Below are 19,793 nucleotides of genomic sequence, written 5' to 3' on the forward strand. Positions count from 1 at the left end.
AACTTCTGGACATGACGCCCAGGCGGGTTGCGTTCTGGGCTGTGGCGCTTGGCAAGCTGGCTGAGCGCCGCGCAGACGCAATACGACAGACGCAAAATGGCTGATGATCTGAGAGCAAAATTTGAACTGGATTTTGCTGTTGGGTCATCTGAGCCGCTACAGGCAATTCAGGGTGTCCTGGAGCGCATTGATGTTGCGCTCAACCGCCTGCGAGAGGTTACCAATCCTTTTGAGGGTCTGACCGAGCCAGTGGCCCGTGCCACGCGGGCCACTACTGAACTTAATGAAACACTGACACGCACGACCGGAGCCACCGAGGCTGCGGCTGAAGGCACAACAGCACTTGCTGAAACCCTGACGCGGGCGACAGCCACGACATCTGAAGTGACGGAGAGCGTCACGGCTATGAATGGGGTGCTGGAAGCAACCGGTGCCGCTACAGCAGAGGCTGCCAATGGGCTGGGGCGGATGGGCACGGAAGCAGAAGCGTCTGCCGCGCGTGTCAGCACCGCCATGGAACGGGCGCAGGCTGCGTATCGGGCAGGCTCAGAAATGGCGAGAATGCCTTCGTTACCAAGCAGCCCTGAAGGCGGAGACTATTTTGATCGCGTTCGGGGCGCTGGCCAGCATTTCATGCAGTCTGGCGAGCATGCCATGCATTCCGCCATGGGAGCGGCAATGACTGGCATGGCGTTTGTGGCTCCTGTTCACGCCGCTGCCGAATATGACAATGACCTGACACACATCGGCATTACGCTTGGTGTGCCTACTGCCCAAAATCCTGACTTTGCCCGCGACCTCGGGCGGAGAATTGATGCGATAGCGAGAGCCACTGGACAGCGCAGCACGGATCTTGTTGGGGCAGCCTCCTTCCTGTCCATGGAAGGATTTAAGCTGCCGCAGATCATGTCCATGGTTCCCGCTGTGGCAAAAATTTCGACTGGCTATAATGCTGACCCTGAAGCTGTTGCCAAAACAGCGTTTACCCTCAATCACAGCATGCATATTTCTGATCAGGATATGCCGCGTGCCCTGGCCATGGTTGCGCGTGTGGGTAAAGAGTCAGCATTGCCAATGGAAAAGCTGGCATCTCTCTTCCCCGAAGTTGCTGCTCAGGGGTCTTTTCTAGGCGTCACCGGCATGCAGGGTGTACGCGATATGGCAGCAATGACCGCCGTTATCCGTAAAAGTGTAGGGTCTGAAGGGCAAGCGACGACCAATCTACGTGCCATGATGCAGACACTGACCACGCAGCATGGACGCCAGCGTTTTTCCAAGGTGCTGGGTGTTGATGTTGAAAAGGTCATGAACAATGCGGTTGATCAAGGCTTAGACCCGCTTGAGGCTATTTTAGAAAAAATCCGGCGCACTGGCGATATGCGCACACAGGCGCATTACATCTCCCAGTTGTTCAATAATGAGCAGGATCAGGCGGGTGTTGCGGCCATTCTGAAAAATCTGCCTGAGTATTTTCGTATTCGTGGCCGGATCGGAAATACCTCTTCTAAAATGATTGATGAAGATTTTGATGCGGGCCTTAAATCCACATTGATCAGACTTCATGCATTTGAGGATGCTCTTGGGCAGGTTGAGCGCCGTATTGGCACCGCGTTTGTGCCGATCATGAATATTGGCACCAAGGCTCTCCATGGTCTGGCTAATGGATTTGACTGGCTGGATAAACACATACCCGGCGCAACTACGGGTGTATTGGCGGCTGTGGGCACGTTCCTTCTGCTATCCACGACCGTGGGTGCCATAGGTGCAATTGCCATCCCCTTCACGGCGGCATTCGGGCTGGTGGCAGCTGTTTTGGGAACCACAACGTTAGCGGCGGCGGGGGTAGTTGCAGGAGTAGCGGCTGTCGGAGCCGGTGTCGTGGCCGCAGGCATTGTCATCTATAAAAACTGGGGCACGATTAAAGGCTATTTTACAGCTTTTGGAGCATGGGTGACTGGGTGGGCATCCTCGATAGGCTCAGCAATCAGCCACGCTTTCGAAGGTATATTCTCAAAGCCTCTGGCGACATTGCATGCGGTGGATCAGTGGTTTGATCACTCATCCATTGGTCAGGCCATGGACAAATGGCTGGCGCATCCGGCTGTGCCAGCGGCGGTTCCGGCTGCCCCTGGTGCGCAGGCTGGTGAGGCAGGTGGCGGACAGTTTGGGCTGCATGTGAGCCACGATCCGGGAGTGCAGGTACGGCAGACATCCGGGCCGCGCGGGCTGGTTAGCATATCGCCTGACCGTGGGCGCATGGTGGCCCAGCCATGAGCGGGGCTCTTTCCGGGCTGACCTCTCTTTCCGGCCTTGGCGCCGGGTCTCTGGGTAGCCAGACCAATGTGCTGGGTGGCCTGCTTGGCGGGGCCGTGGGGAGTGCGCTGTCTGTTGCGGCGTGGCGGGGCGTGACGTTCTGGATGCCTAATTCGCAGGACGAGGCCGGACGGCGTGTCCTGCAGGTGTGGTTCCCAGGGCGTGATGACTACCGGGCGCAGGATTTCGGCTCCCTAGACGGGATGATCCGTGTTTCCGGGCTGATCATTGGCGATGATTATGTGATCCGTGCGCAACGGATGCGGACCGCGCTGATGCAGGCCGGTGCCGGGACGCTGGTGCATCCGTGGTGGGGTGCGATCCAGTGCCGTCTGATGCAGACGGGCACGATCTCCTTTGCGGACGGCGAGATCCGCATGGCGCGGTTTCAGGCCACGTTTGTGCGGGTGCCTGTGCAGTCCACCAGCAAGGGGCTGTTTGCTGATATTGAGGACACGCTGACCAGCGTGTTGACGCAAGCGGACGCCCTGGTTGATCAGGCCGTGCTGACCTGCCGGTCTGTGCTCTCCACGCTGACATTGCCGCTTGCCCTGGTAAGCGCCGTCTCCAGCACCATTGGCGTGACGCAGGGCGTGTGGGATGCCGCGACCGGATCAACGGCTGCTCTGCCGGTGCGCACGGCTGCTGCTGCACCGCTGGCCGCTCTATCGGCTGGCGTGCCGGTGCCGGTTGCCAACAGTGACACCAGTTACGCGGACAGTGTCGCCACGGTGCTGTCAGGCGTGCCTGCCGCCGTGGCTCAGGCAGTCTCTCCCACCGCATCCGCCGCCATTGCGCCTGCGGATGCGGTGAGCGGTGTGGATGCGGATGATATTGATCCTGCCGTTGCCACCACGCTGCTGATGACGGCCACAGAGTCCTTGCGGACCGCTGGGCAGACAGCGGCGGCTCAGGCTGCTGATCCGGCATCCGTGCGCGGGCTGATGATGGCATCCACCCTGGTGACGGCAGCGCAGGCCGTGGCTGCGGCATCCTCTCTGTCCTATACCAGTCAGGACGATGCGCTGACATGGCGCGACCGCCTGCTGGCCATGCTGGACACCCTGATTGATGACATAGAGACGCTGGCTGGCACCGCCGGGGCTGCTGTGCCGATCAGCGGCATGCTGGGAGCCATACGGGACTGCAAAGCCGCCATCACGGCGGATATTTCCGAGCGTCTGGGCCGTCTGCCTGCCGTGATTGCCGTGACTGTGCCGCGCCAGATGAGCGCGTGGCTGGTGGCGTATGCTGTGGCAGGTGACAACACAAGCGAGGTTGAGGAGGTCTGGACGGACATGGTGCAGCGTAACGGCCTGCGCCATCCTGCCGTTACCAGCCCAGGTGTGATCCGTGTGCTGCAACCGGGTGACGTGGCATGAGCGGGAGCACGACCGTCCGTGAGCGGCTGATGACCGTGCAGATTAACGGTCAGACCCTGCGCACATGGAGCGCGTGCGAAGTCGGCCGGGATCTGGCGGATATCGCCGGGGCTTTCCGGATCACCTATCTCGACACAAAGCGGGCCTTTGATGCGCTTGGCGGAGACGCACCCGAGTTTGCGCGGGTGCGTGAGCATGATCCAGTGACCATAAAAATCCGTGGGGAAACCGTGCTGAAGGGCCACGTGGACAACATCCAGTTGCGTATGGCCGACAGCCAGATTGAGGCCATTATATCCGGGCGTGATGTCACGGGAGACATGGTGGATTGCTGCTCCAATCCTACCGGGCCGGGCGAATATCGGCAGATTGATCTGGTGACGGTGGTGGGCAAGCTGGCCAGCCCTTACGGCATAGCGGTCGAAAGCGAGATTGATCCGGGCGCGCCGTTTACCCTGGTCGCCGTTGATCCTGGCGAGCGGACCATGCAGACAGTCGAAAAACTGAGCCGTCAGCGGGGCGTGCTGGTGGTGTCTGACGGGATTGGTGGCCTGCGCCTGACAAAGGCCGGGACAACGCGCGCGCCGGAGGATCTGCGTGTTGCGGACAATATCGAAGAGATAGATGCGCAGGTGGATGTGCGGGAGCATTACTCGGACATCTGGATCAAAGGGGCTTTCAAGAGCGTTTTAAGGCCCAAAAAAGCAGCGCTTGATGCCTCTGCTGCTCCACTGACTGACAAGCCGGAGCCAGCCCCCGCTGCGCCAAGCCACACCAAGACCGAGAGCATGGCCGTGGTGCGGTATGGCCATGCCATAGATCCGTCCGTGCGGCGGTATCGGCCTGCGGTTTATCTGGCGGCAACGCAGTCTGGCGGATCTGAAGCGACGCAGACCGCCACGGATGTGCCACTGGACAGCACTGCGCATGGGCTGAGCGCGGATGCTGGCCCTGCGCCAATGGCGTATCACGCGGGCAGCCGACGTGCGCCCCGTAAAGCGCGCAAGCCCCGGACGGACGCCAGCCCATGGACGCTGCAGGATCAGGCAGACTGGCGTATGCGCACCACACGCGCGCATGGCACGATGCGGATCTACACCGTGGCAGGACTGGCCGCACGCAACGGCGAGCGGTGGAAACCAAATGCCCTGGTGTATGTGCATGACCCTTACAGCGGACTTGACCAGGACATGCTGATTGGCGCTGTCACCTACGTGGATGATGAGAGCGGGTATAAGACACGCATCAGTGTGGTGCCCCCTGACACGTATGATCTGACCGGCGACAATGACCGGGTTAAAAAAGGCACGCGCCGGAGTGGACTGATCACCGCGAGGGGTGCATGAGCCGGAGCGTGCGGGATCTGTATATGTCCCTGCGCGGGCTGATCAGCCGGGCGGTTGTGCGGGATGTGGATGACAGCGGAGCCAACCAGACGGTGACGCTGGACACCCATTATGGCCGCACACGCGGCAAGGTGCCGGTCCATTATCCCTTCGGGTTCGGCAGTCATGTGCCGCACGATGGCGCGGTGACGGCGGTGGTGGCCGCAGGCGGTGACCATGCCGACCCGATTGCGTTGCCGCCCAGCAATCCTTCAGCCTCCCGCATGGGCAATCTGGCGGTAGGCGAAACGGTGCTCTATGACGCCGCCGGGCAGAAAGTCTATCTGAAGGATGGCAAGATTATCCGGGTGGACGCGGCTCAGCAGCTTGAGGTGCGTATTGCAGGCAAGAGCATCCTGACGGTAGACAAGGATGGCGCGACGCTGACCGGCACCCTGACTGTCAGCAAGGATATTATTGCCCAGGGTGACATGACGGCATCTGGCACAGTTACGGGCCAGAAGGACGTTGTGGGCAACGGCATCAGTCTCCGTGATCACACGCACACCAGTGCCGCAGCAGGTAGCCCAACCAGTCCACCCAAATAAGAGGGCGAACATTTCCGCCCTGCGACAATCCCGCATAATCCCGCATCAGGTGGGATATGGAGACGCCAACTACCCTTATGATGCGGTCAAACGCTGCTGGCAGGCTGAATCTTGTTGTCCAGGCTGGTGCTGGCGGGCGTGGCACGCTGGCGGTTGATGCGTCTCTGGCGACATGCGCCCAACTGGCGCTGCAATGCGACCGGCGTGCGGCATCTGATGACACCCTTCCAAATGAAATCAGTCTGCTGCCAGCACAGACCGGTGGCCTGCTGGCGCGCCGGGGTTGGATTGGCGATATCCTGATCGACACCCGGTTTGGTAGTCGGCTGTGGTTACTGGCGCGCGGAAAATATGATGAGGCAGACCGTCTGCTGGGGGCTGGCTATGCGGATGAGAGCCTGGCCAGCATCCGGGCGTATTGGGGTGTCAGCATCTCGGTAACCGCTACCCTGGTTGGCCGTGGCATCCTGCAGATATCCAGCGCGATTGGCGCGGTTTCGGTCTCCCGCACTGTGAGTGCAGCCGCATGAGCTGGGCGATCCCGACAACGCGCACTCTGGCGCAGCGTTTGGCCGCCTCCATGCTGGCGCAGCAGTTTGTGGCGGCAGACGGCACCGTTGTGCGTCTGGACCCCAATGCCCCCCATACGCTGGAGCAGATTTTGGGCGTTGTGTGGACGCTGGCACTTTCCGAAGTTTACAGCGCCATCCGCGACCAATTGCTGGAAATGATGGTGACGACGGCAACCGACGACGGATTGCTGTCCCAGCACGCCGAAGAGTGGGGCGTGCCGCGCAAGCCAGCTACCGGAGCCATTGGCAATGTGCTGGTCACGGTCAGCGCGGATGTGACGCTGCCCATTGGCACGGCTCTGGTGTCTGACGGCAGTGTGCAGTGGTTGGTGACCACGGCGACCACCATTGCGGCTGGCGCTATCGGCAGTGTGCCCGTGCAGGCCAACACCACCGGGACCGTCGGCAATCTGGCAGCCGGAACAGAGTTGACGTTGGTCTCTCCCGTAGCGGGTGTGACATCCGTTGTGGTGGATGATCAGGGGCTGGCCGGTGGCGCGGAGATTGAGGCCGTTGAGAGCTGGCGTGAGCGGATCATATCGAAGATCCGCAATCCGGTGGCGGGTGGCACCCCTACGGACTACGAGGGCTGGGCCAAGGATGCGGGCGCGGCTTACGTCAAGGTGATCCCTGAGGCGTATGGGCGTGGCACCGTGGGCATTGTCATTGCCATGGCTGGTCCTGCTGTGCCGACAGATGCGCAGGTTGCATCTGTGCAGGCGTATATTGATACCAAGCGGCCTGTGACGGCCAAGGTGACGGTGACAGCAGCCCAACTGGCGCAGCGCAGTCCTGCCGTGATGCTTAATCCGGATACCACATCAGCCCGCCAGCAGATTACTGCTGAGCTGACGGCCTATTATCCGTCCAAGGGTATTGGCGGCAAGCTGTATGTTGCTGAGATTGTGGCTGTGCTGACCACCATCAACGGCACCAGCAATGATCTGATTTCCCCTACGGCGGATGAGCAACTGGCGGACAACCAGATTGCCGTGCTGGGTGCGGTAGAGTGGCGGGGTGGCGCATGAGCCGCACGGCTGATCAGATCCGCGATGAATGGCTGCATGATCTGATGCCGCCCGGAGCCATTGAGCGCAGTCCGGATGGTAATCTGGCCAAGTTTCTGCTGGCTTTTGCAGGACCGTTCGCGGCGCTGGAAGGCGACATTGACGGTCTGGCACAGGAGATTTCGCCGCGCACGGCAGTTGGGCTTCTAGCGGATTATGAGGCTGTTCTTGGTCCTGATCCATGTGGGCGGGACCAGGGCAATCTGACGCTGGAGCAGCGGCAGGCGCTTGCCTATCAGCGCTGGGTTGCCGGTGCCGGTGTGACGCCTGCTTTTTTTGCCGCAATGGCGCAGGCCGCTGGCTACACGATCACGATTGAGGAGCCGGATACCCCGGTGCATGGCCGCGTGCGGTGCGGCGAGACGCGCTACGGCACGTCTGACCTGCGGTTCCTTTGGATCGTGACCCTTCCCGATAAATCAACAGGACTGGAGTGCCCCATGCAGCGGCTTTGCCCTGCGCACACGACCCTTGTTTTCAAATACGCGGACGCTGCCTGATGGTCGATTATACACAAACTGATGGTTTTGTGACGGACACCAAAGGCCGCAGGCAATATGCCAATCGTGACGATGCCAATCATGTCAAAGGGACTGAAATCGAAGCGGCTGACCATAATCAGGTGCGTAATGAGCTGGTTTATACGGTCAAGCAGGCAGGGATCACGCCAGATAACGATGATGACACGCAGCTCTATCAAGCGATCGGTAAGATCGCTGATGAACGGGCAGCATCTGCGGAAATTGGTTTTACCCCTGTGCAGCAGGGCGGCATTGAAGGTCTGACGGATGACAAGGTCCAGATTGGCAACAGCGCCAATGGTCTGGCGGCTTACGTATCAGGCAAACTGGTCGGGGTTTTTGCCTACACAGGCACTTATTTGCCTCTGTCTGGTGGCATTGTTGCGTGGCTTAATGTCAAAGGGGCGCTCAATGTTGGCGTGGGCGGCGGCTTTAACGGTGGGACTGCCCAAGGGTCTTTCAGGTGGACCAATCCGATCACTTTTGGCAACCCGAGCGCATCATCAAACAGTGCGTTTTGTGGCGGCCTGCAGATTGGCGACATTGTTAGTGATGCGGCCAATAACCAGTCCGGGATCAATCTGTTTGGATATGATTACTCTGGTGCCCGATATAATTGGTATTTCAGTTGGAACGGCAACATCATTACCCCAAAGGGGACTGTTGCATTTGCCTCTGATGTAGCGGCGGAGGCAACCCGCGCCACGACGGTTGAGAGCAATCTCCAGGGTCAGAAAGTCGATAAAGCCACCGGTGCCATGGCTGCGCTGTCCGTATCAATTGGTGCTGGCAGCTTTATGATGAGCAACACAGATGCGCCCGGATATGCGACCTGGATGCGGGCAACCAGCACTGGCAACGATGGCGTGCTGGATGTGTATAGCAATGCCGGGACTGCCAATAACAATGTGATGCGTCTCTGCGCTGACGGCTCTATCAGGATTATCGGCGGTGCTGGCGGATGGTTTTACATTGAGGGCGTGCGGGTCGCCATTCAGACAGATATTTCCGGGCTGCAAAGTCAGGTCAACGGCAAGCAGGCGGCAGGCGATTACGCGACCAATACGGCGCTTAGTAACGGGCTGGCGGGTAAGCTGGATATCTCGACGTATGAGGCTGATTTCAACAGCGGCGATAGTCGTGTCCATGACAGCCCATATGGCAAGCGCACCCAGCATTTCCGGGCTACGGCAAATGCCGGGGATTACATAACCTTCCCCGCCAAAATGGGCTCAGTTGATGCCTGCACGGTCCAGGCGGAGGCCAATACGGACTATAACTGTAAAGGCTACAATCCCGACAACAACGGCACTTATCTGCACATTAATGGTGGGGGTACCAACGTGCAGGTGGCTGTCATCGTCTCAGGAACAAAACCATGACGGACACAACTCTCACCGGTGCGGGGCTGATCGCGTCCGCGTATCCGGCGCGGTATTATGCGCAATATGACCGCACCGCCGCCGGGATCACACCGGTGACGGCGCTGATTGATACGCTGGCAGATGCCACGGTTGTCAATGCACTGCCCGCAGCAGCCGATATGGTGGCGCTGACGACTGATCAGTGGGCCTTGGCACAGACGGCTCTCTCCCTGCACGTCCAGGATGGAGCGCTGCTGTATCCGGACCGGTATTATGCGGAGTATGATGCGTCCGCTTCCCAGCCGACCAAGGTCATATCTTGGACGGATATGTGGGAGTGGTCTGACCTGACCGGAGCGCCCGATATCAGTAACCTGCTGGCTGTATCTGCCACGGATTGGGCGGACCAGTCTTACCGGCGTAATGGACGCGGTGTGCAGGACGGCAAGATCATTGATTATGTGCCGCCTGTGCCCATCGCCCTGCAGGCGCAGATGGTATTGTCAGGCGTGCCTGGGCAGACATGGGCCAAATTTGGCAGCCTTGGCGCAACGGTGCCTGAGGCGTGGGTGGCGTATCAGCAGGCGCTCAAGGCGATTGCTGATGGCAAGGATACCACCTCCACCACGCTGCCAGCGGAGCCCGCGAGCTGATGGCGGACTTTACCTTCAAGCGCGGCACGACGTTTTTGATCACGTGCATTGTCCAGGACCGCACAGGCGTGCCGGTTGATCTGGGCCGTGTGCGTGTGGCTGCGGATCTGCGCGATGCACAAAACACGCTGATTGCTCCGCTGGAGGCCAGTGTGGTGCCGGATCAGCCAGGCACCTACACGCTGGCCTATCCGGGAGACACAAGCGGTTGGCCCCTCACGGTGCTGCGCACGGATGTGCAGTTTACGGACCTGGACGGCACCATAATGCAGACACAGACCATCACGATTGCTGTGGTTGATAGGGTAACACAATGAGCGCGGTTATTGATCCGATGCGGTCAAATGGACCGTTGGCTGTAACTATTGCCGGGAGCGCCCCTGGGACCAAGGGTGATCCGGGGTTGAGTGTGTCATCTGTGGTTGTGGATGCTGCAGGCAACCTCGTGTTTACCATGTCTGACAAGAGCACGATCAAAGCGCCATTGGACGCGGTGGTGCAGCTTGCGGCGATGCGGGCAGCGACGACGATTGGCAGCAATTTTGACGATATCGCCCTGAGCGTAAAATCTGCGGCTGGATCAGCACAGACTGCGGAGCAGGCAAAAGCGGGCGCTGGCCAGTCCGCTCAGGTGGCACAGGCTGCGGTGACACAGGCGTTGCCGTTACTGCAATCTGCGCAACAGGCTCTCTCTGGAGTGAGTGCAGAATCAACTGCCGCCAAGGTGCTGATCACAGCCGCTCAGGCCGGTATCGCCCCGCTACATGAGCGCGGGTGGTGGGATGCCAGCGCCAACAACCCCCAGCTCACCAGTGGCACCGGGACTGAGGGCGACGTCTATTACGTGAGTGTGGCGGGCAATACTGCTCTGGATGGCAACGCCAAATGGGATGTTGGCGATGCCGCCTGGTTTTTTGGCGGCCAATGGCAATATTATTCGCGCGCCGTCTGGCCAGCCATTGCAAAATCCATCACGGCCCTGCGGGATATTACCGTTGCCGGGATCAAGACAGGCGGGGGTGGATCACAGCTATGGGCAGTAGCTTGGCTTAATGCATTTGCCGAGATTCTGGCTGGCATCCAGGCTGATGGATCTCCGATTTTTCCGGGTGTGCGGGCTCGGGTTGGTCCGCATAAGTTTGAGCCAGGGGCTCTGTCCGGTGCGGGGATGATCCTGCTGGATGATCTGGGGAGTGTCCTGGATAACAGCTCATCGCGCACCTGGCCCGGTCTGGACGATGCAGGCCCGTCACCATCGCCTATAGCGCGCCGACTGCTGGCACGCGGTCCTGGCGTAGGGGACTGCGCATCGCGGGGGTTTGGGGCTGGATCTCTGTGGCTGTATGACGGGGCTCTCTATCGTAGCCTCTACGATGCCCAGGACGCTGCCTGTTGGGATGTCCTTACGGACCAAGCCGCTGCACCGCTTGCGGCAGGATTTGGGTCGGCTCTTGCCGCTGCGTACGGACTGGATGCCATGGTCAGCGGATATACAGGGCCTGCGATTGACGTGGTTACGACTGTGGCCGCTGCTCCGGTCACGACGACTGTGGCCGTTGGGGCAGATGGACGCCTGGACCAGATTGCACTGGATACGGTGTTGGCATTGGCTGACGCCGGGACCAGTGCGACCGTTAGCCGATGGTATGATCAGAGCGGTGGCGGCCATCATCTGACTGTTCCCTCCGGAGCGAGCGCTCCGCGTATTGGTCAGGCACAGGTCAACGGACGTCCATGCATCAGTTTTGACACAACCGGGGCCGCCGTGCCGCTGCGGTTAGCCAATGCGGATATCTCGTTTGGCGCTGGCACGTTTACCGTGTGTGCGGTTGGGCGGGCATCAGGGACCAACTGCTCCGGGGATGATCGTATATCGGCCATATCTGTTGGATCAGGCACTGCGCGGATTGCGACCGTGTCAGGGATAGACGAGGACGCCCATTTGGGGCTGTGGGACGGAGCCGTGCTCCAACCCGGCCACCTGATGCAGTCGTCTAATCCGGGTGTGATGGGCATATCTGCTGCGGGCAAGGATACTGTTACTGTCTGGCACGGATCAACGCCCGACCCTGTCACTGTGACAGCAGCAGCCCTGGCTGGGGATTTAACCGGCCTGAGCATAGGGAGCGGTGATGGCTTGTCCTATGCTGCCAATATCCAGTGTGTCGGACTGATTGCTCTGACATCCGCAATGACACAGGCACAGGCGGATCTGCTGACACGTCGGTCTGCGCTCAGATACGGGTTTGCGCCCCAGACGGCCTACCGTGTTATCTGCATAGGAGACAGCCGGACAGCCGGTTTTCTCAATCAGGATGGCGCGTGCTGGCCCACGATGTTGCCAGATTATCTGGATGATCCTGCAGATATCTACAATGTTGCGGTATCGGGATCGACCACGCGAGACGCGGTCAATTACACGCTGGCGTCAATCCAGGCCGCCCTCTCTGGCTCTGCGGTCCCAACACTCTGCACCCTATGGTTGGGCGTTAATGATTTTGGGCGCATCGGCGGATCAGACTATTCGGTGCATGCACGCATCAAGACGTTGATTGACGGTGTTGTTGCGGCGGGGGCGCGTCATGTGTTCCTGATTTCCGAGGCCCCGATGGAAAATCAGCTGACATGGCAGGGTGCAACGGCCAGCGGATATTTTGGTCAGCATGTGACGCTGATCAACCCTTTCACATCCGGTCGCCCGTTGGCTGACCATACCGATGCCGTCCTGTGGCACGCAGATGGCGTGCACCCCACACGTGCTGGGGACAGATGCCTGGCCTCTGTTGTGGCGGACGCAATCAACACATATTTTGAGGGGCTCAACCCATGACCGTTGTGCAGACACACACCATTATTGGCCAGACAGCAGCGCGGGGGTTGGTTGGCATCCTGCTGCCGATTGCACGTCAGCCAGTATATTATAATCGCTTTGTCAGTGATGCTCTGAGCAACCTGGCCGAGGGCGGCAAGAGGGCGGCTGTTGCTGTGGGAGCGCCTGCGGTTGTTGCTGGTCCGCCGTCTTATCTCCCGGCAGCGGGGAGCGCTACGGGCATTGTTACGCCTGCATCAATGGCTGGGGATTGCACCCTGCTGGTGGCCGCCCGTAAGCCTGCGCAGGCAACTGGAGGTTTCCACGTCGCGCCTCTCATATCCAACTACTACACAGATGCATCCGGCAAATGGCAAGGTATCCTCTTTGGCCACGACACCTATGATCAGACGCAGGATTTGCCAGTGCTGTGGGCAGTCGAGAGCGAAACCGGGTCCAGCAATCAGATGGGGGGAGACCTGATCACCACGGCTCAGGGGCAAGCGTGGAATCTGCATTCTGTGCGGCTGACGGGCGTTGGGCAAAAAGGCTACACGGCGATTATCAGCAACCATACGACCGGCACAACCAAGACCATTACATCCGACAACACGATCCCTCTGCTGCCCGCCACTCCTAATTTTGCGGTTGGTACGACATTTATTGCGTCCAATGGTGGTCTGGTGGATCACGCAGACATCTTGTGTGCCGGGATATTTGATACCGCCTTATCTGATGATGATCTGCAGGCCGTTGTCGATATTGAGCGCCGCTGGCAGTCCAGCATTAACGGCGTCACGCTCTGATATGATTGGTCTGCTGGCGCTCTGGCATTCATATGGTGGTCTCGTAACGGGGGTCGGTGGAGTGGCTGGCGGCTGGTATGGCCGGATCGCCAGGACGCATGCTCTTGAGCGACGGGATCGACTGGATGCGGGAGCACAGGCGCTCCGCCTGACGGAGATGCTGACCGCCCGCGAGCGTGTCCTGAGTGACCGGCTTGATACGCTGCAGCAGCACCATTGGATGCTGATGGATCAGGTGCAGGACGTTTATGCCGAGGCTATTGCAGTCCGGCTGATCGTGCATGATCTGGACGCTATTGCGGGCAGACCCCTGCGCCAGTTTCGGCCTCTGCCGCCATACCCATTCCCTGCCCAGGATGATCAGGCAGCTTCTGGTGAGACATCCATATCGTCAGGTGGCGAGGATAATAAGTAGTCATTTAGGATGTCTTTAGAGACCCTTTAAAAGGCTCTTCAGACGGCCTTCATAGTATTGTTTTTGGGTTCCAAATTATGTGGCTGTGAGTTCCAAACCATGCGGCCCGCTACAACCTGCTTCAGCCAGTCTTTGCGTGTAGCGAATGGACACATACTGACAGCCGCGATCTGAATGATGGGTCACTTTTCCCTCAGGTTGCCTCTGGCACAGAGCCTGCTCAAGGGCATCCAGTACGAAGTCGGCATGGGCCGTTTAGGAGACACGCCAGCCCACAATAACCCGGGGAAACACATCAATGATGAAGGCCACATAAACAAAGCCCTGCCAGGTGGAAACGTAAGTAAAATCCGAAACCCAGAGCCTGTTGGGGGCTGGTGCATGAAACTGGCGCTGTACCAGATCCTGTGGACAGGGGCGTGCCGGATCGGGCCGTGTGGTTCTGACCTCCTTGCCACGAATGACGCTTTCAGCCCCATCCGGCGCATCAGCCGCTCTACCGTGCAGCGGGCGACATCCAGACCTTCACGTTTGAGCTGATACCAGACCTTGCGCGCTCCATAGACGCAAAAATTATCGTTCCAGACCCGGCGGATTTCATGACACAGTTCTTTGTTTTTCTGGTTGCACAAACAGGGATTTTTCTGTCTCGCCTGATAAGGATAAGAGGCAGATGGTGCAATCGACAGAACCCTGCAGATTGACCCGACAGCATATATCTGCCGATGCTCCTCAATGAAGCGTGTCATGGTCTGAAGATGCGGTCGAGCTCTCCTTCCGCAAAATATGCTGACGCCTTGCGCAGGATTTCATTGGCCGGCCGCAGTTCGCGGTTCTCTCGCTCCAGTTGCCTGATCGTCTCCCGATCAGGAAGATCACTTACCGCAGGTGCATTGGCCCGCTCATGCAGACGGGTCCATTTTGACAGCGTGTCAGGATGAATATCCAGCTTTGGCGCTATTATCATCACTGCGGACCAGCGTGATGGATGGTTCTCCTCTTCCTCCAGAACCATGCAGGCTGCACGGTCACGAAATTCAGGCGGAAAACGCTTCGATTTGTTGCTCATGAATTCTTCTTACCTCTCGGGTCGTTCTGCCTCCACAAATCCCAGGGCAATTCACTTCCAGCGCGATTCGGAGATCTTGAAACAGTTCTGGATCAGCCCATCCGGCAGCTCCGCCTCGGGTAGCTCGGCGTCAAACACCATCCGCGTGGTGACATCGCCGACAGCCAGCACTACGGCGTCGACGAGTGCGACGGCGTTCAGGAATCAGATCGCCCATTCTCTGGCGGGCGGGGCCAATGCATCGACCTGTTCGGGCTGCCGTTCTCGGGCATGGCGGTGATCGCCATGTTGCTGCTCACCGGCATTTCGCTGAAGAACGCCATCCTGCTGGTGGATTTCGCCATCCATGCCGAGCGCGCACGCGGCATGACGGCGCGCGAGGCTATTCGGGAGGCGTGCCTGCTGCGGCTGCGGCCCATCGTCATGACCACCTTTGCCGCCGCTCTTGGCGCGCTGCCACTAATACTGATGGGCGGCTGCGGCGAGGAACTGCGTCAGCCATTGGGTATAGCGCTGATCGGTGGCCTGCTCGTCAGTCAGGCCCAGACCATGTTTACCACGCCAGCACTCTATGTGGTGGTGGGGCGGCTTATCGGGCGGAGGAGATAAATGATATGTCTGATGGCAGTAATACGAGATTGTATTCCACATGACTTGGGTCTCATCCGGCGTAAAATAGGGTTTGACAGAATTAAAATTTACCTGCTGACAGCAGGTTGATGTCCTGCGCAAGAAGAGTTTGCGAATGATTCTTAAAAATGCTAGGAAGCCTTAGCTCTCATTGGATACCGGCATAAAATGCAGGACACAATCGCCCTTTTAACGGATATTATTGTCGATGAACGGCCTGTGCTTTTGCGCCTGATGTACCGTATCATTCGTAATAAAGAAGCAGCAGAAGACGCTGTACAGTCTCTATTTGAGAAAATTCTGCGTATTGAGCAGCCAGGCCTGATTACTAACCCCAAAGCTTATCTCTACCGTTTGGCCTCTAATCTTGCCATTGACCACGCCCGTCGTATCGGGCGGCAGGATGATGTGCAGGATAGCATTCATGACCTGCTTTGGCTGGAAGATGACAAACCTTCGGCAGAGCAGCATACGGCTGCTAAAAAACAGCTCGAAAATGTTGAAAATATTATAGAGACCATGCCAGAACCCATGAAAACCTTTTTCTACCTAAACCGTTTTCAGGGATTGACGCAAACTGAAATTGCCAGCCGCCATGGTAAATCTGTCTCTATTGTCAATCGTTATATTCATCAGGCCCTGGAAAGGTTGTCTTGCGCCAGAGATAAATGATATTCTTTTGTCAGGGTCATGATGTGTCAATATCCTGCTGATATCGCCTTGATAATATGACAATAAAAAACAACTGAGTACGGACAAATCTTGATCAGCGCGCACAATGAGATAGCAAAAACTGCACGGTTCTGGATTGTTCGCATGGCATCAGGCAAGATGACAGCGGATGAACTGTCTGAATTTCAAAAATGGCGGCATCTCTCCCCCGAACATAACAGAATTTTTGAAAGTGAGCGCACACTCTGGCGCACGCTTGCCGTTACACCCCTACAAGACCACACTTTGCAGGTCTCCGCGCACCGTATGCAGCGCAAGCATAAATTTAAAACACGTCTTTATACTCTGACCGCACTTGCTGCATCGGCAGTCTTTTTGTTGTACACACCCACCCTCAAACTATGGTTACAGGCCGACCAGTGGACCGGCACATCTGTTCGCACGGTCATGTTAGCTGATGGTTCCGAGGTTGTTCTTGATAGCAATACCGCTATTACGGTGCATTACACAGCCACTCGCCGGGATATTGGTTTACTGCGCGGGAATGCTCTTTTTAAAGTTCGGCATGACCCTGCTCGGCCTTTTCAGGTTGCAGACAGGTACGGCAAGGTGGAGGACATAGGCACTGTTTTTGAGGTGCGCGACCAGTTGGAGAAAGTGAGCGTCTCGGTTCTTCAGGGGTGTGTTGATGTGCATGGCTCCGAGTCCTCCCGTGTTGCAGCGCGTCTGCACGAAGGGGAGCGTTTTACCTATGGCGGGCATGGAGATGCTGTATTTGAGAAAAACATAAGCCCGAACGATATTGCAGTCTGGGCGCGGGGTGAGTTGATGCTGGATAACGCAACAGTACCCGAGGCTGTGCGGGCTATGGCACGCTATCTGCATGGTGCGGTCTATGTTTGGGGAGGAAAAGCAAAAGATATCCGAATAAGTGGGTCTTTTCGCTTGGACCGGATAGATGATGCACTCAAAACCATTGCGGCTACCGCAGGGCTGAAAATGCTTTATCTGCCCGGTCATATTCTGGTGTTACGGCCTTTATAATAACGGAAAAGGCCGCCTGAACAGAGTGTAGGGTACGCTTACCAGTGGTAACCAATCGTGCCATAAACAACGCGCTGGTTACCGTAGTGGCAGAAACGGGTTGAACCGCACTGAACATATGTATTATTTGCAAAATTTGTCATGTTCAGGCGAAAATTTAACCCGTTTACGGCTTTAAATACTTCTCCTGCGTTCCAGCTCATACCCGTGTCAAACAGTATAAAAGATGGGTTTCGGAAAGAGTTGGCCTGGTCTGCCCAGCTTTTATCTTGATACCGGACACCAAAATTGACCGAAAGACCAGGGGCAAGGCTTTTAGGCAGGTGGTAATCAAGGAAGCCTGATGCCGCATTGGTTGGTTGCTGCACAAGGCGTTTACCCAAAAGAGAAACACTTTCACCAGAAATGGTGTTACCTGTTAAAGTTGTGCGCGAATTGTAAACTTTATTCCATGTATAATTCAGGATAAGGTCAAGGCCCTGTGCCAGGTTAGCATGTGCTGAAACTTCAACCCCCCGGGATTTTACTTGTCCTATTTCGCTACTATATTGTGGAAAATAAGGATCACTGACCAGCACATTATTTTCAGAAAGATCATAATAAGCAACGGTCATAAAAGACTGAAGATGCGGGATCTGATATTTCAGCCCAACCTCCCATTGGTGCCCGCTTAGCGGGTCGGGTTGAACAAGGTTTCCTGCGCTATAAACCTTCCCGGTTTGCGGCATGAAAGACTTCGAATAATTGAAGTAGGGAGCAAGCCCAATTTTGGAAACATAATTGATGCCAACATTCCATGTAAACGGTCTGTTAAACATTTTTCCGTAGCCATTCCAGTCTTGCCGCCCTGCAAGGGTTACATAGAAACGCCGCCAGTTAATCTGGTCTTGAAAATAAATACCGTCTTGCCAGTAAGCATATTTTTCCGTTGTAGATTTGCCGCCCGTAGCCTGAATATAATCTGAAAACGTATATTGATTATAAAGCGGGTCAGTAATACTGACCGCAGGGGCAGAAGCAAAGCCCCAGCTTCCCTGCGACCATTGACCACGATAATCAACGCCTACAAGAAAGGAGTGAGAAACAGGGCCGGTTTTCATTTTGTAACTCACATTGGCCGTTAACTGTGAAGAGCGCCCGTGTGCATCACTATTACAAAATGCTGAGCGCTTCATGATATTTTTTGTAACATCAACCGCACCAGACATCAGGCTGCAACTTCCATCACTTTGTGCATCAAACCGGGCTGTTACGTTAAACTGGAGATTTTTTGTAAATTCATGATGAAAAAGGGCTTCCAGCATATATTGCCGGTTCCAGTTTTCATTAAAAGCCGGGTCACCATAAAATCGTGAAACAGGTATGCGGCCTGTCGGGCTTTTAATCAAGCTTCCATAGGCGGGAATGCCAATCCATGGGCTCCAGCTTTGCGGGTCATAGGCAAATTGCCCAATAAGCGTAATATCGGTTTTTTTGTCTATTTTCCATTCAATATCACCCTGTGTCGCAAGGCGTTTATAGTGGTTATATTGAGTTTGAGAGCCTTGCGTAACACCCATGCCAATAAGCCTGTACAGCACAGTGCGGCTTTTGTTTAAAGGGCCGCTCAGGTCGATCTGCCCCTGGTAGCGCCCGTAATTGCCAAAGCCAACATTTGCCTGCCCTTGCGCTTTTTCTGTTGGGCGCTTCAGCGTCATGTTTATCAGGCCGCCGGGGTTGGCCTGCCCATACATGACAGAGGAGGGGCCGCTCAGCGCTTCAATCCGGTCAAGAAAAAAGGGATCGGTTACGGATGTGCCATTCAGAAGGCCATCCACAAAAGTATAGGACTCAAACCCGCGTTGATGCACAGGCTGAAACAGGCTGGCCGAGGGTGTACTGTCGTTTGCAGTCAAACTGACAACCCCAGGTGTATAACGAAGCGCAGCACCAATGGTCAGAGGTTGGAGGTCATCCATCTGCTGTCGGGTTACAACGTAAACAGATTTGGGCGTGCTGATTAAAGGTGTGTCCGTGCGGGTAGCAGATGCACTGCGCGTTGCCACAAACCCTACACCGGGTCCGTAAGCAGATTGTGCGTCTTGTAGTACGGTCACTCTCCCCCCTACACGCACAGGCCCTAACATGATGGCTGAGTTTTCTTTGCCAAGAGTGGCGCTGTGAGCGCCGGTAAAACGGGGCGAAAGGCCTGTGGCCGTCGCCAGTCGGGTAAGTGCCTCTTGCGCTGTCATGGTGCCAGATATTGCCGTTGAGCGGGCGTTCCCTGCGGCAAGGGTGGGGTAGGCTACCTGCACACCAGATTGTTCAAGGTAGTGTTGCAATGCCGTGCGAAGTGGTTGTGCCGGAATTGAAAAATGGTGTGTAGCTTCGCTGTTACTTTCTGCCGCATGGGCCGCCCGTGACAGCAGGCCAGGCGCGATGGTGGATGTGAGGAGAGTAAGGTAGAGGCTCACAAGAGGGGCTGACGCGTTGCGTCGTATATCATCCATCGGCTCTGGTTTCCTAAATGCAACTGAGATGTGTTCTCAAAAAGAAAGTTATAA

At 57.0% G+C, this 19,793-nt stretch carries 17 protein-coding genes, 1 pseudogene and 1 other annotated feature; of the genes and pseudogenes, 16 read left to right on the forward strand and 2 right to left on the reverse strand.

Going from position 1 to position 19,793, the window contains the following annotated elements; genetic code table 11:
* Positions 1-96 precede the first annotated feature (96 nt).
* From QWU00_RS11540 to QWU00_RS11600, 13 genes are all read left to right on the forward strand, one after another.
* Positions 97-2,274 carry a phage tail tape measure protein gene (locus QWU00_RS11540; RefSeq protein ID WP_052051266.1) on the forward strand — a complete coding sequence of 726 codons (2,178 nt, stop codon included), beginning with the start codon at positions 97-99 and terminating at the stop codon, positions 2,272-2,274.
* Positions 2,271-3,695: a DNA circularization N-terminal domain-containing protein gene (locus QWU00_RS11545; protein ID WP_052051265.1), complete on the forward strand. Its 1,425-nt coding sequence runs from the start codon at positions 2,271-2,273 to the stop codon at positions 3,693-3,695. The genes QWU00_RS11540 and QWU00_RS11545 overlap by 4 nt, the downstream gene beginning before the upstream one ends.
* Positions 3,692-5,041, forward strand: coding sequence for a phage baseplate assembly protein (locus QWU00_RS11550; protein WP_035379122.1), 1,350 nt, complete (start codon positions 3,692-3,694; stop codon positions 5,039-5,041). The genes QWU00_RS11545 and QWU00_RS11550 overlap by 4 nt, the downstream gene beginning before the upstream one ends.
* Positions 5,038-5,628 carry a phage baseplate assembly protein V gene (locus QWU00_RS11555; protein ID WP_052051264.1) on the forward strand — a complete coding sequence of 197 codons (591 nt, stop codon included), beginning with the start codon at positions 5,038-5,040 and terminating at the stop codon, positions 5,626-5,628. The genes QWU00_RS11550 and QWU00_RS11555 overlap by 4 nt, the downstream gene beginning before the upstream one ends.
* A 77-nt stretch (positions 5,629-5,705) precedes the next feature.
* The gene (locus QWU00_RS11560; RefSeq protein WP_052051263.1) at positions 5,706-6,158 is read left to right on the forward strand and encodes a phage GP46 family protein; all 453 of its coding nucleotides are present in this window, start codon (positions 5,706-5,708) and stop codon (positions 6,156-6,158) included.
* Positions 6,155-7,228, forward strand: a complete 1,074-nt coding sequence (locus QWU00_RS11565; RefSeq protein ID WP_035379120.1) for a baseplate J/gp47 family protein — start codon at positions 6,155-6,157, stop codon at positions 7,226-7,228. Before QWU00_RS11560 ends, QWU00_RS11565 begins: the two co-directional genes overlap by 4 nt.
* Complete coding sequence (locus QWU00_RS11570) at positions 7,225-7,767, forward strand: putative phage tail protein (protein WP_052051262.1); 543 nt, start codon at positions 7,225-7,227, stop codon at positions 7,765-7,767. Before QWU00_RS11565 ends, QWU00_RS11570 begins: the two co-directional genes overlap by 4 nt.
* Complete coding sequence (locus QWU00_RS11575) at positions 7,767-9,170, forward strand: hypothetical protein (RefSeq protein WP_304651043.1); 1,404 nt, start codon at positions 7,767-7,769, stop codon at positions 9,168-9,170. The genes QWU00_RS11570 and QWU00_RS11575 overlap by 1 nt, the downstream gene beginning before the upstream one ends.
* The gene (locus QWU00_RS11580; RefSeq protein WP_304651044.1) at positions 9,167-9,805 is read left to right on the forward strand and encodes a hypothetical protein; all 639 of its coding nucleotides are present in this window, start codon (positions 9,167-9,169) and stop codon (positions 9,803-9,805) included. Before QWU00_RS11575 ends, QWU00_RS11580 begins: the two co-directional genes overlap by 4 nt.
* Complete coding sequence (locus QWU00_RS11585) at positions 9,805-10,122, forward strand: hypothetical protein (protein WP_035377011.1); 318 nt, start codon at positions 9,805-9,807, stop codon at positions 10,120-10,122. Before QWU00_RS11580 ends, QWU00_RS11585 begins: the two co-directional genes overlap by 1 nt.
* On the forward strand, positions 10,119-12,635 hold the full coding sequence (locus QWU00_RS11590) for an SGNH/GDSL hydrolase family protein (RefSeq protein WP_035377012.1): 2,517 nt from the start codon (positions 10,119-10,121) through the stop codon (positions 12,633-12,635). Before QWU00_RS11585 ends, QWU00_RS11590 begins: the two co-directional genes overlap by 4 nt.
* Positions 12,632-13,420: a hypothetical protein gene (locus QWU00_RS11595; protein ID WP_035377013.1), complete on the forward strand. Its 789-nt coding sequence runs from the start codon at positions 12,632-12,634 to the stop codon at positions 13,418-13,420. The genes QWU00_RS11590 and QWU00_RS11595 overlap by 4 nt, the downstream gene beginning before the upstream one ends.
* Position 13,421: 1 nt before the next feature.
* Positions 13,422-13,835 (forward strand): hypothetical protein, encoded by a 414-nt coding sequence (locus QWU00_RS11600; RefSeq protein WP_035377014.1) that lies wholly within the window; start codon positions 13,422-13,424, stop codon positions 13,833-13,835.
* A 114-nt stretch (positions 13,836-13,949) separates the two neighbouring features.
* Here the strand turns inward: QWU00_RS11600 and QWU00_RS11605 are convergent.
* Positions 13,950-14,904 (reverse strand): annotated as a pseudogene (locus QWU00_RS11605) (IS3 family transposase); the annotation flags it as partial.
* Positions 14,510-14,626, reverse strand: a sequence feature (AL1L pseudoknot). It overlaps the preceding pseudogene by 117 nt.
* Before the next feature lie 270 nt (positions 14,905-15,174).
* Here QWU00_RS11605 and QWU00_RS16915 point away from each other — a divergent pair.
* The 3 genes from QWU00_RS16915 (at position 15,175) to QWU00_RS11620 (ending at position 17,250) form a co-directional block, all read left to right on the forward strand.
* Positions 15,175-15,513 carry an efflux RND transporter permease subunit gene (locus QWU00_RS16915; protein WP_035377402.1) on the forward strand — a complete coding sequence of 113 codons (339 nt, stop codon included), beginning with the start codon at positions 15,175-15,177 and terminating at the stop codon, positions 15,511-15,513.
* A 189-nt stretch (positions 15,514-15,702) separates the two neighbouring features.
* Complete coding sequence (locus tag QWU00_RS11615; RefSeq protein WP_035377400.1) at positions 15,703-16,206, forward strand: RNA polymerase sigma factor; 504 nt, start codon at positions 15,703-15,705, stop codon at positions 16,204-16,206.
* Positions 16,207-16,296: 90 nt separating this feature from the next.
* Positions 16,297-17,250 carry a FecR family protein gene (locus tag QWU00_RS11620; RefSeq protein WP_035377398.1) on the forward strand — a complete coding sequence of 318 codons (954 nt, stop codon included), beginning with the start codon at positions 16,297-16,299 and terminating at the stop codon, positions 17,248-17,250.
* Between the two features lie 38 nt (positions 17,251-17,288).
* Here QWU00_RS11620 and QWU00_RS11625 read toward each other — a convergent pair whose 3' ends face one another.
* Positions 17,289-19,739, reverse strand: coding sequence for a TonB-dependent siderophore receptor (locus QWU00_RS11625; RefSeq protein WP_052051128.1), 2,451 nt, complete (start codon positions 19,737-19,739; stop codon positions 17,289-17,291).
* Positions 19,740-19,793: the final 54 nt, after the last annotated feature.

It is taken from the genome of Acetobacter tropicalis (assembly GCF_030644465.1).
Lineage (GTDB): Bacteria > Pseudomonadota > Alphaproteobacteria > Acetobacterales > Acetobacteraceae > Acetobacter > Acetobacter tropicalis.

Coding starts and splice junctions, on each gene's coding strand:
- QWU00_RS11560 (WP_052051263.1), top strand. CDS start 5,706: ATGATGCGGTCAAACGCTGCTGGCAGGCTGAATCTTGTTGTCCAGGCT.
- QWU00_RS11565 (WP_035379120.1), top strand. CDS start 6,155: ATGAGCTGGGCGATCCCGACAACGCGCACTCTGGCGCAGCGTTTGGCC.
- QWU00_RS11595 (WP_035377013.1), top strand. CDS start 12,632: ATGACCGTTGTGCAGACACACACCATTATTGGCCAGACAGCAGCGCGG.
- QWU00_RS11545 (WP_052051265.1), top strand. CDS start 2,271: ATGAGCGGGGCTCTTTCCGGGCTGACCTCTCTTTCCGGCCTTGGCGCC.
- QWU00_RS11555 (WP_052051264.1), top strand. CDS start 5,038: ATGAGCCGGAGCGTGCGGGATCTGTATATGTCCCTGCGCGGGCTGATC.
- QWU00_RS11570 (WP_052051262.1), top strand. CDS start 7,225: ATGAGCCGCACGGCTGATCAGATCCGCGATGAATGGCTGCATGATCTG.
- QWU00_RS11615 (WP_035377400.1), top strand. CDS start 15,703: ATGCAGGACACAATCGCCCTTTTAACGGATATTATTGTCGATGAACGG.
- QWU00_RS11625 (WP_052051128.1), bottom strand. CDS start 19,739: ATGGATGATATACGACGCAACGCGTCAGCCCCTCTTGTGAGCCTCTAC.
- QWU00_RS11575 (WP_304651043.1), top strand. CDS start 7,767: ATGGTCGATTATACACAAACTGATGGTTTTGTGACGGACACCAAAGGC.
- QWU00_RS11600 (WP_035377014.1), top strand. CDS start 13,422: ATGATTGGTCTGCTGGCGCTCTGGCATTCATATGGTGGTCTCGTAACG.
- QWU00_RS11590 (WP_035377012.1), top strand. CDS start 10,119: ATGAGCGCGGTTATTGATCCGATGCGGTCAAATGGACCGTTGGCTGTA.
- QWU00_RS11550 (WP_035379122.1), top strand. CDS start 3,692: ATGAGCGGGAGCACGACCGTCCGTGAGCGGCTGATGACCGTGCAGATT.
- QWU00_RS11580 (WP_304651044.1), top strand. CDS start 9,167: ATGACGGACACAACTCTCACCGGTGCGGGGCTGATCGCGTCCGCGTAT.
- QWU00_RS11540 (WP_052051266.1), top strand. CDS start 97: ATGGCTGATGATCTGAGAGCAAAATTTGAACTGGATTTTGCTGTTGGG.
- QWU00_RS11585 (WP_035377011.1), top strand. CDS start 9,805: ATGGCGGACTTTACCTTCAAGCGCGGCACGACGTTTTTGATCACGTGC.
- QWU00_RS16915 (WP_035377402.1), top strand. CDS start 15,175: ATGGCGGTGATCGCCATGTTGCTGCTCACCGGCATTTCGCTGAAGAAC.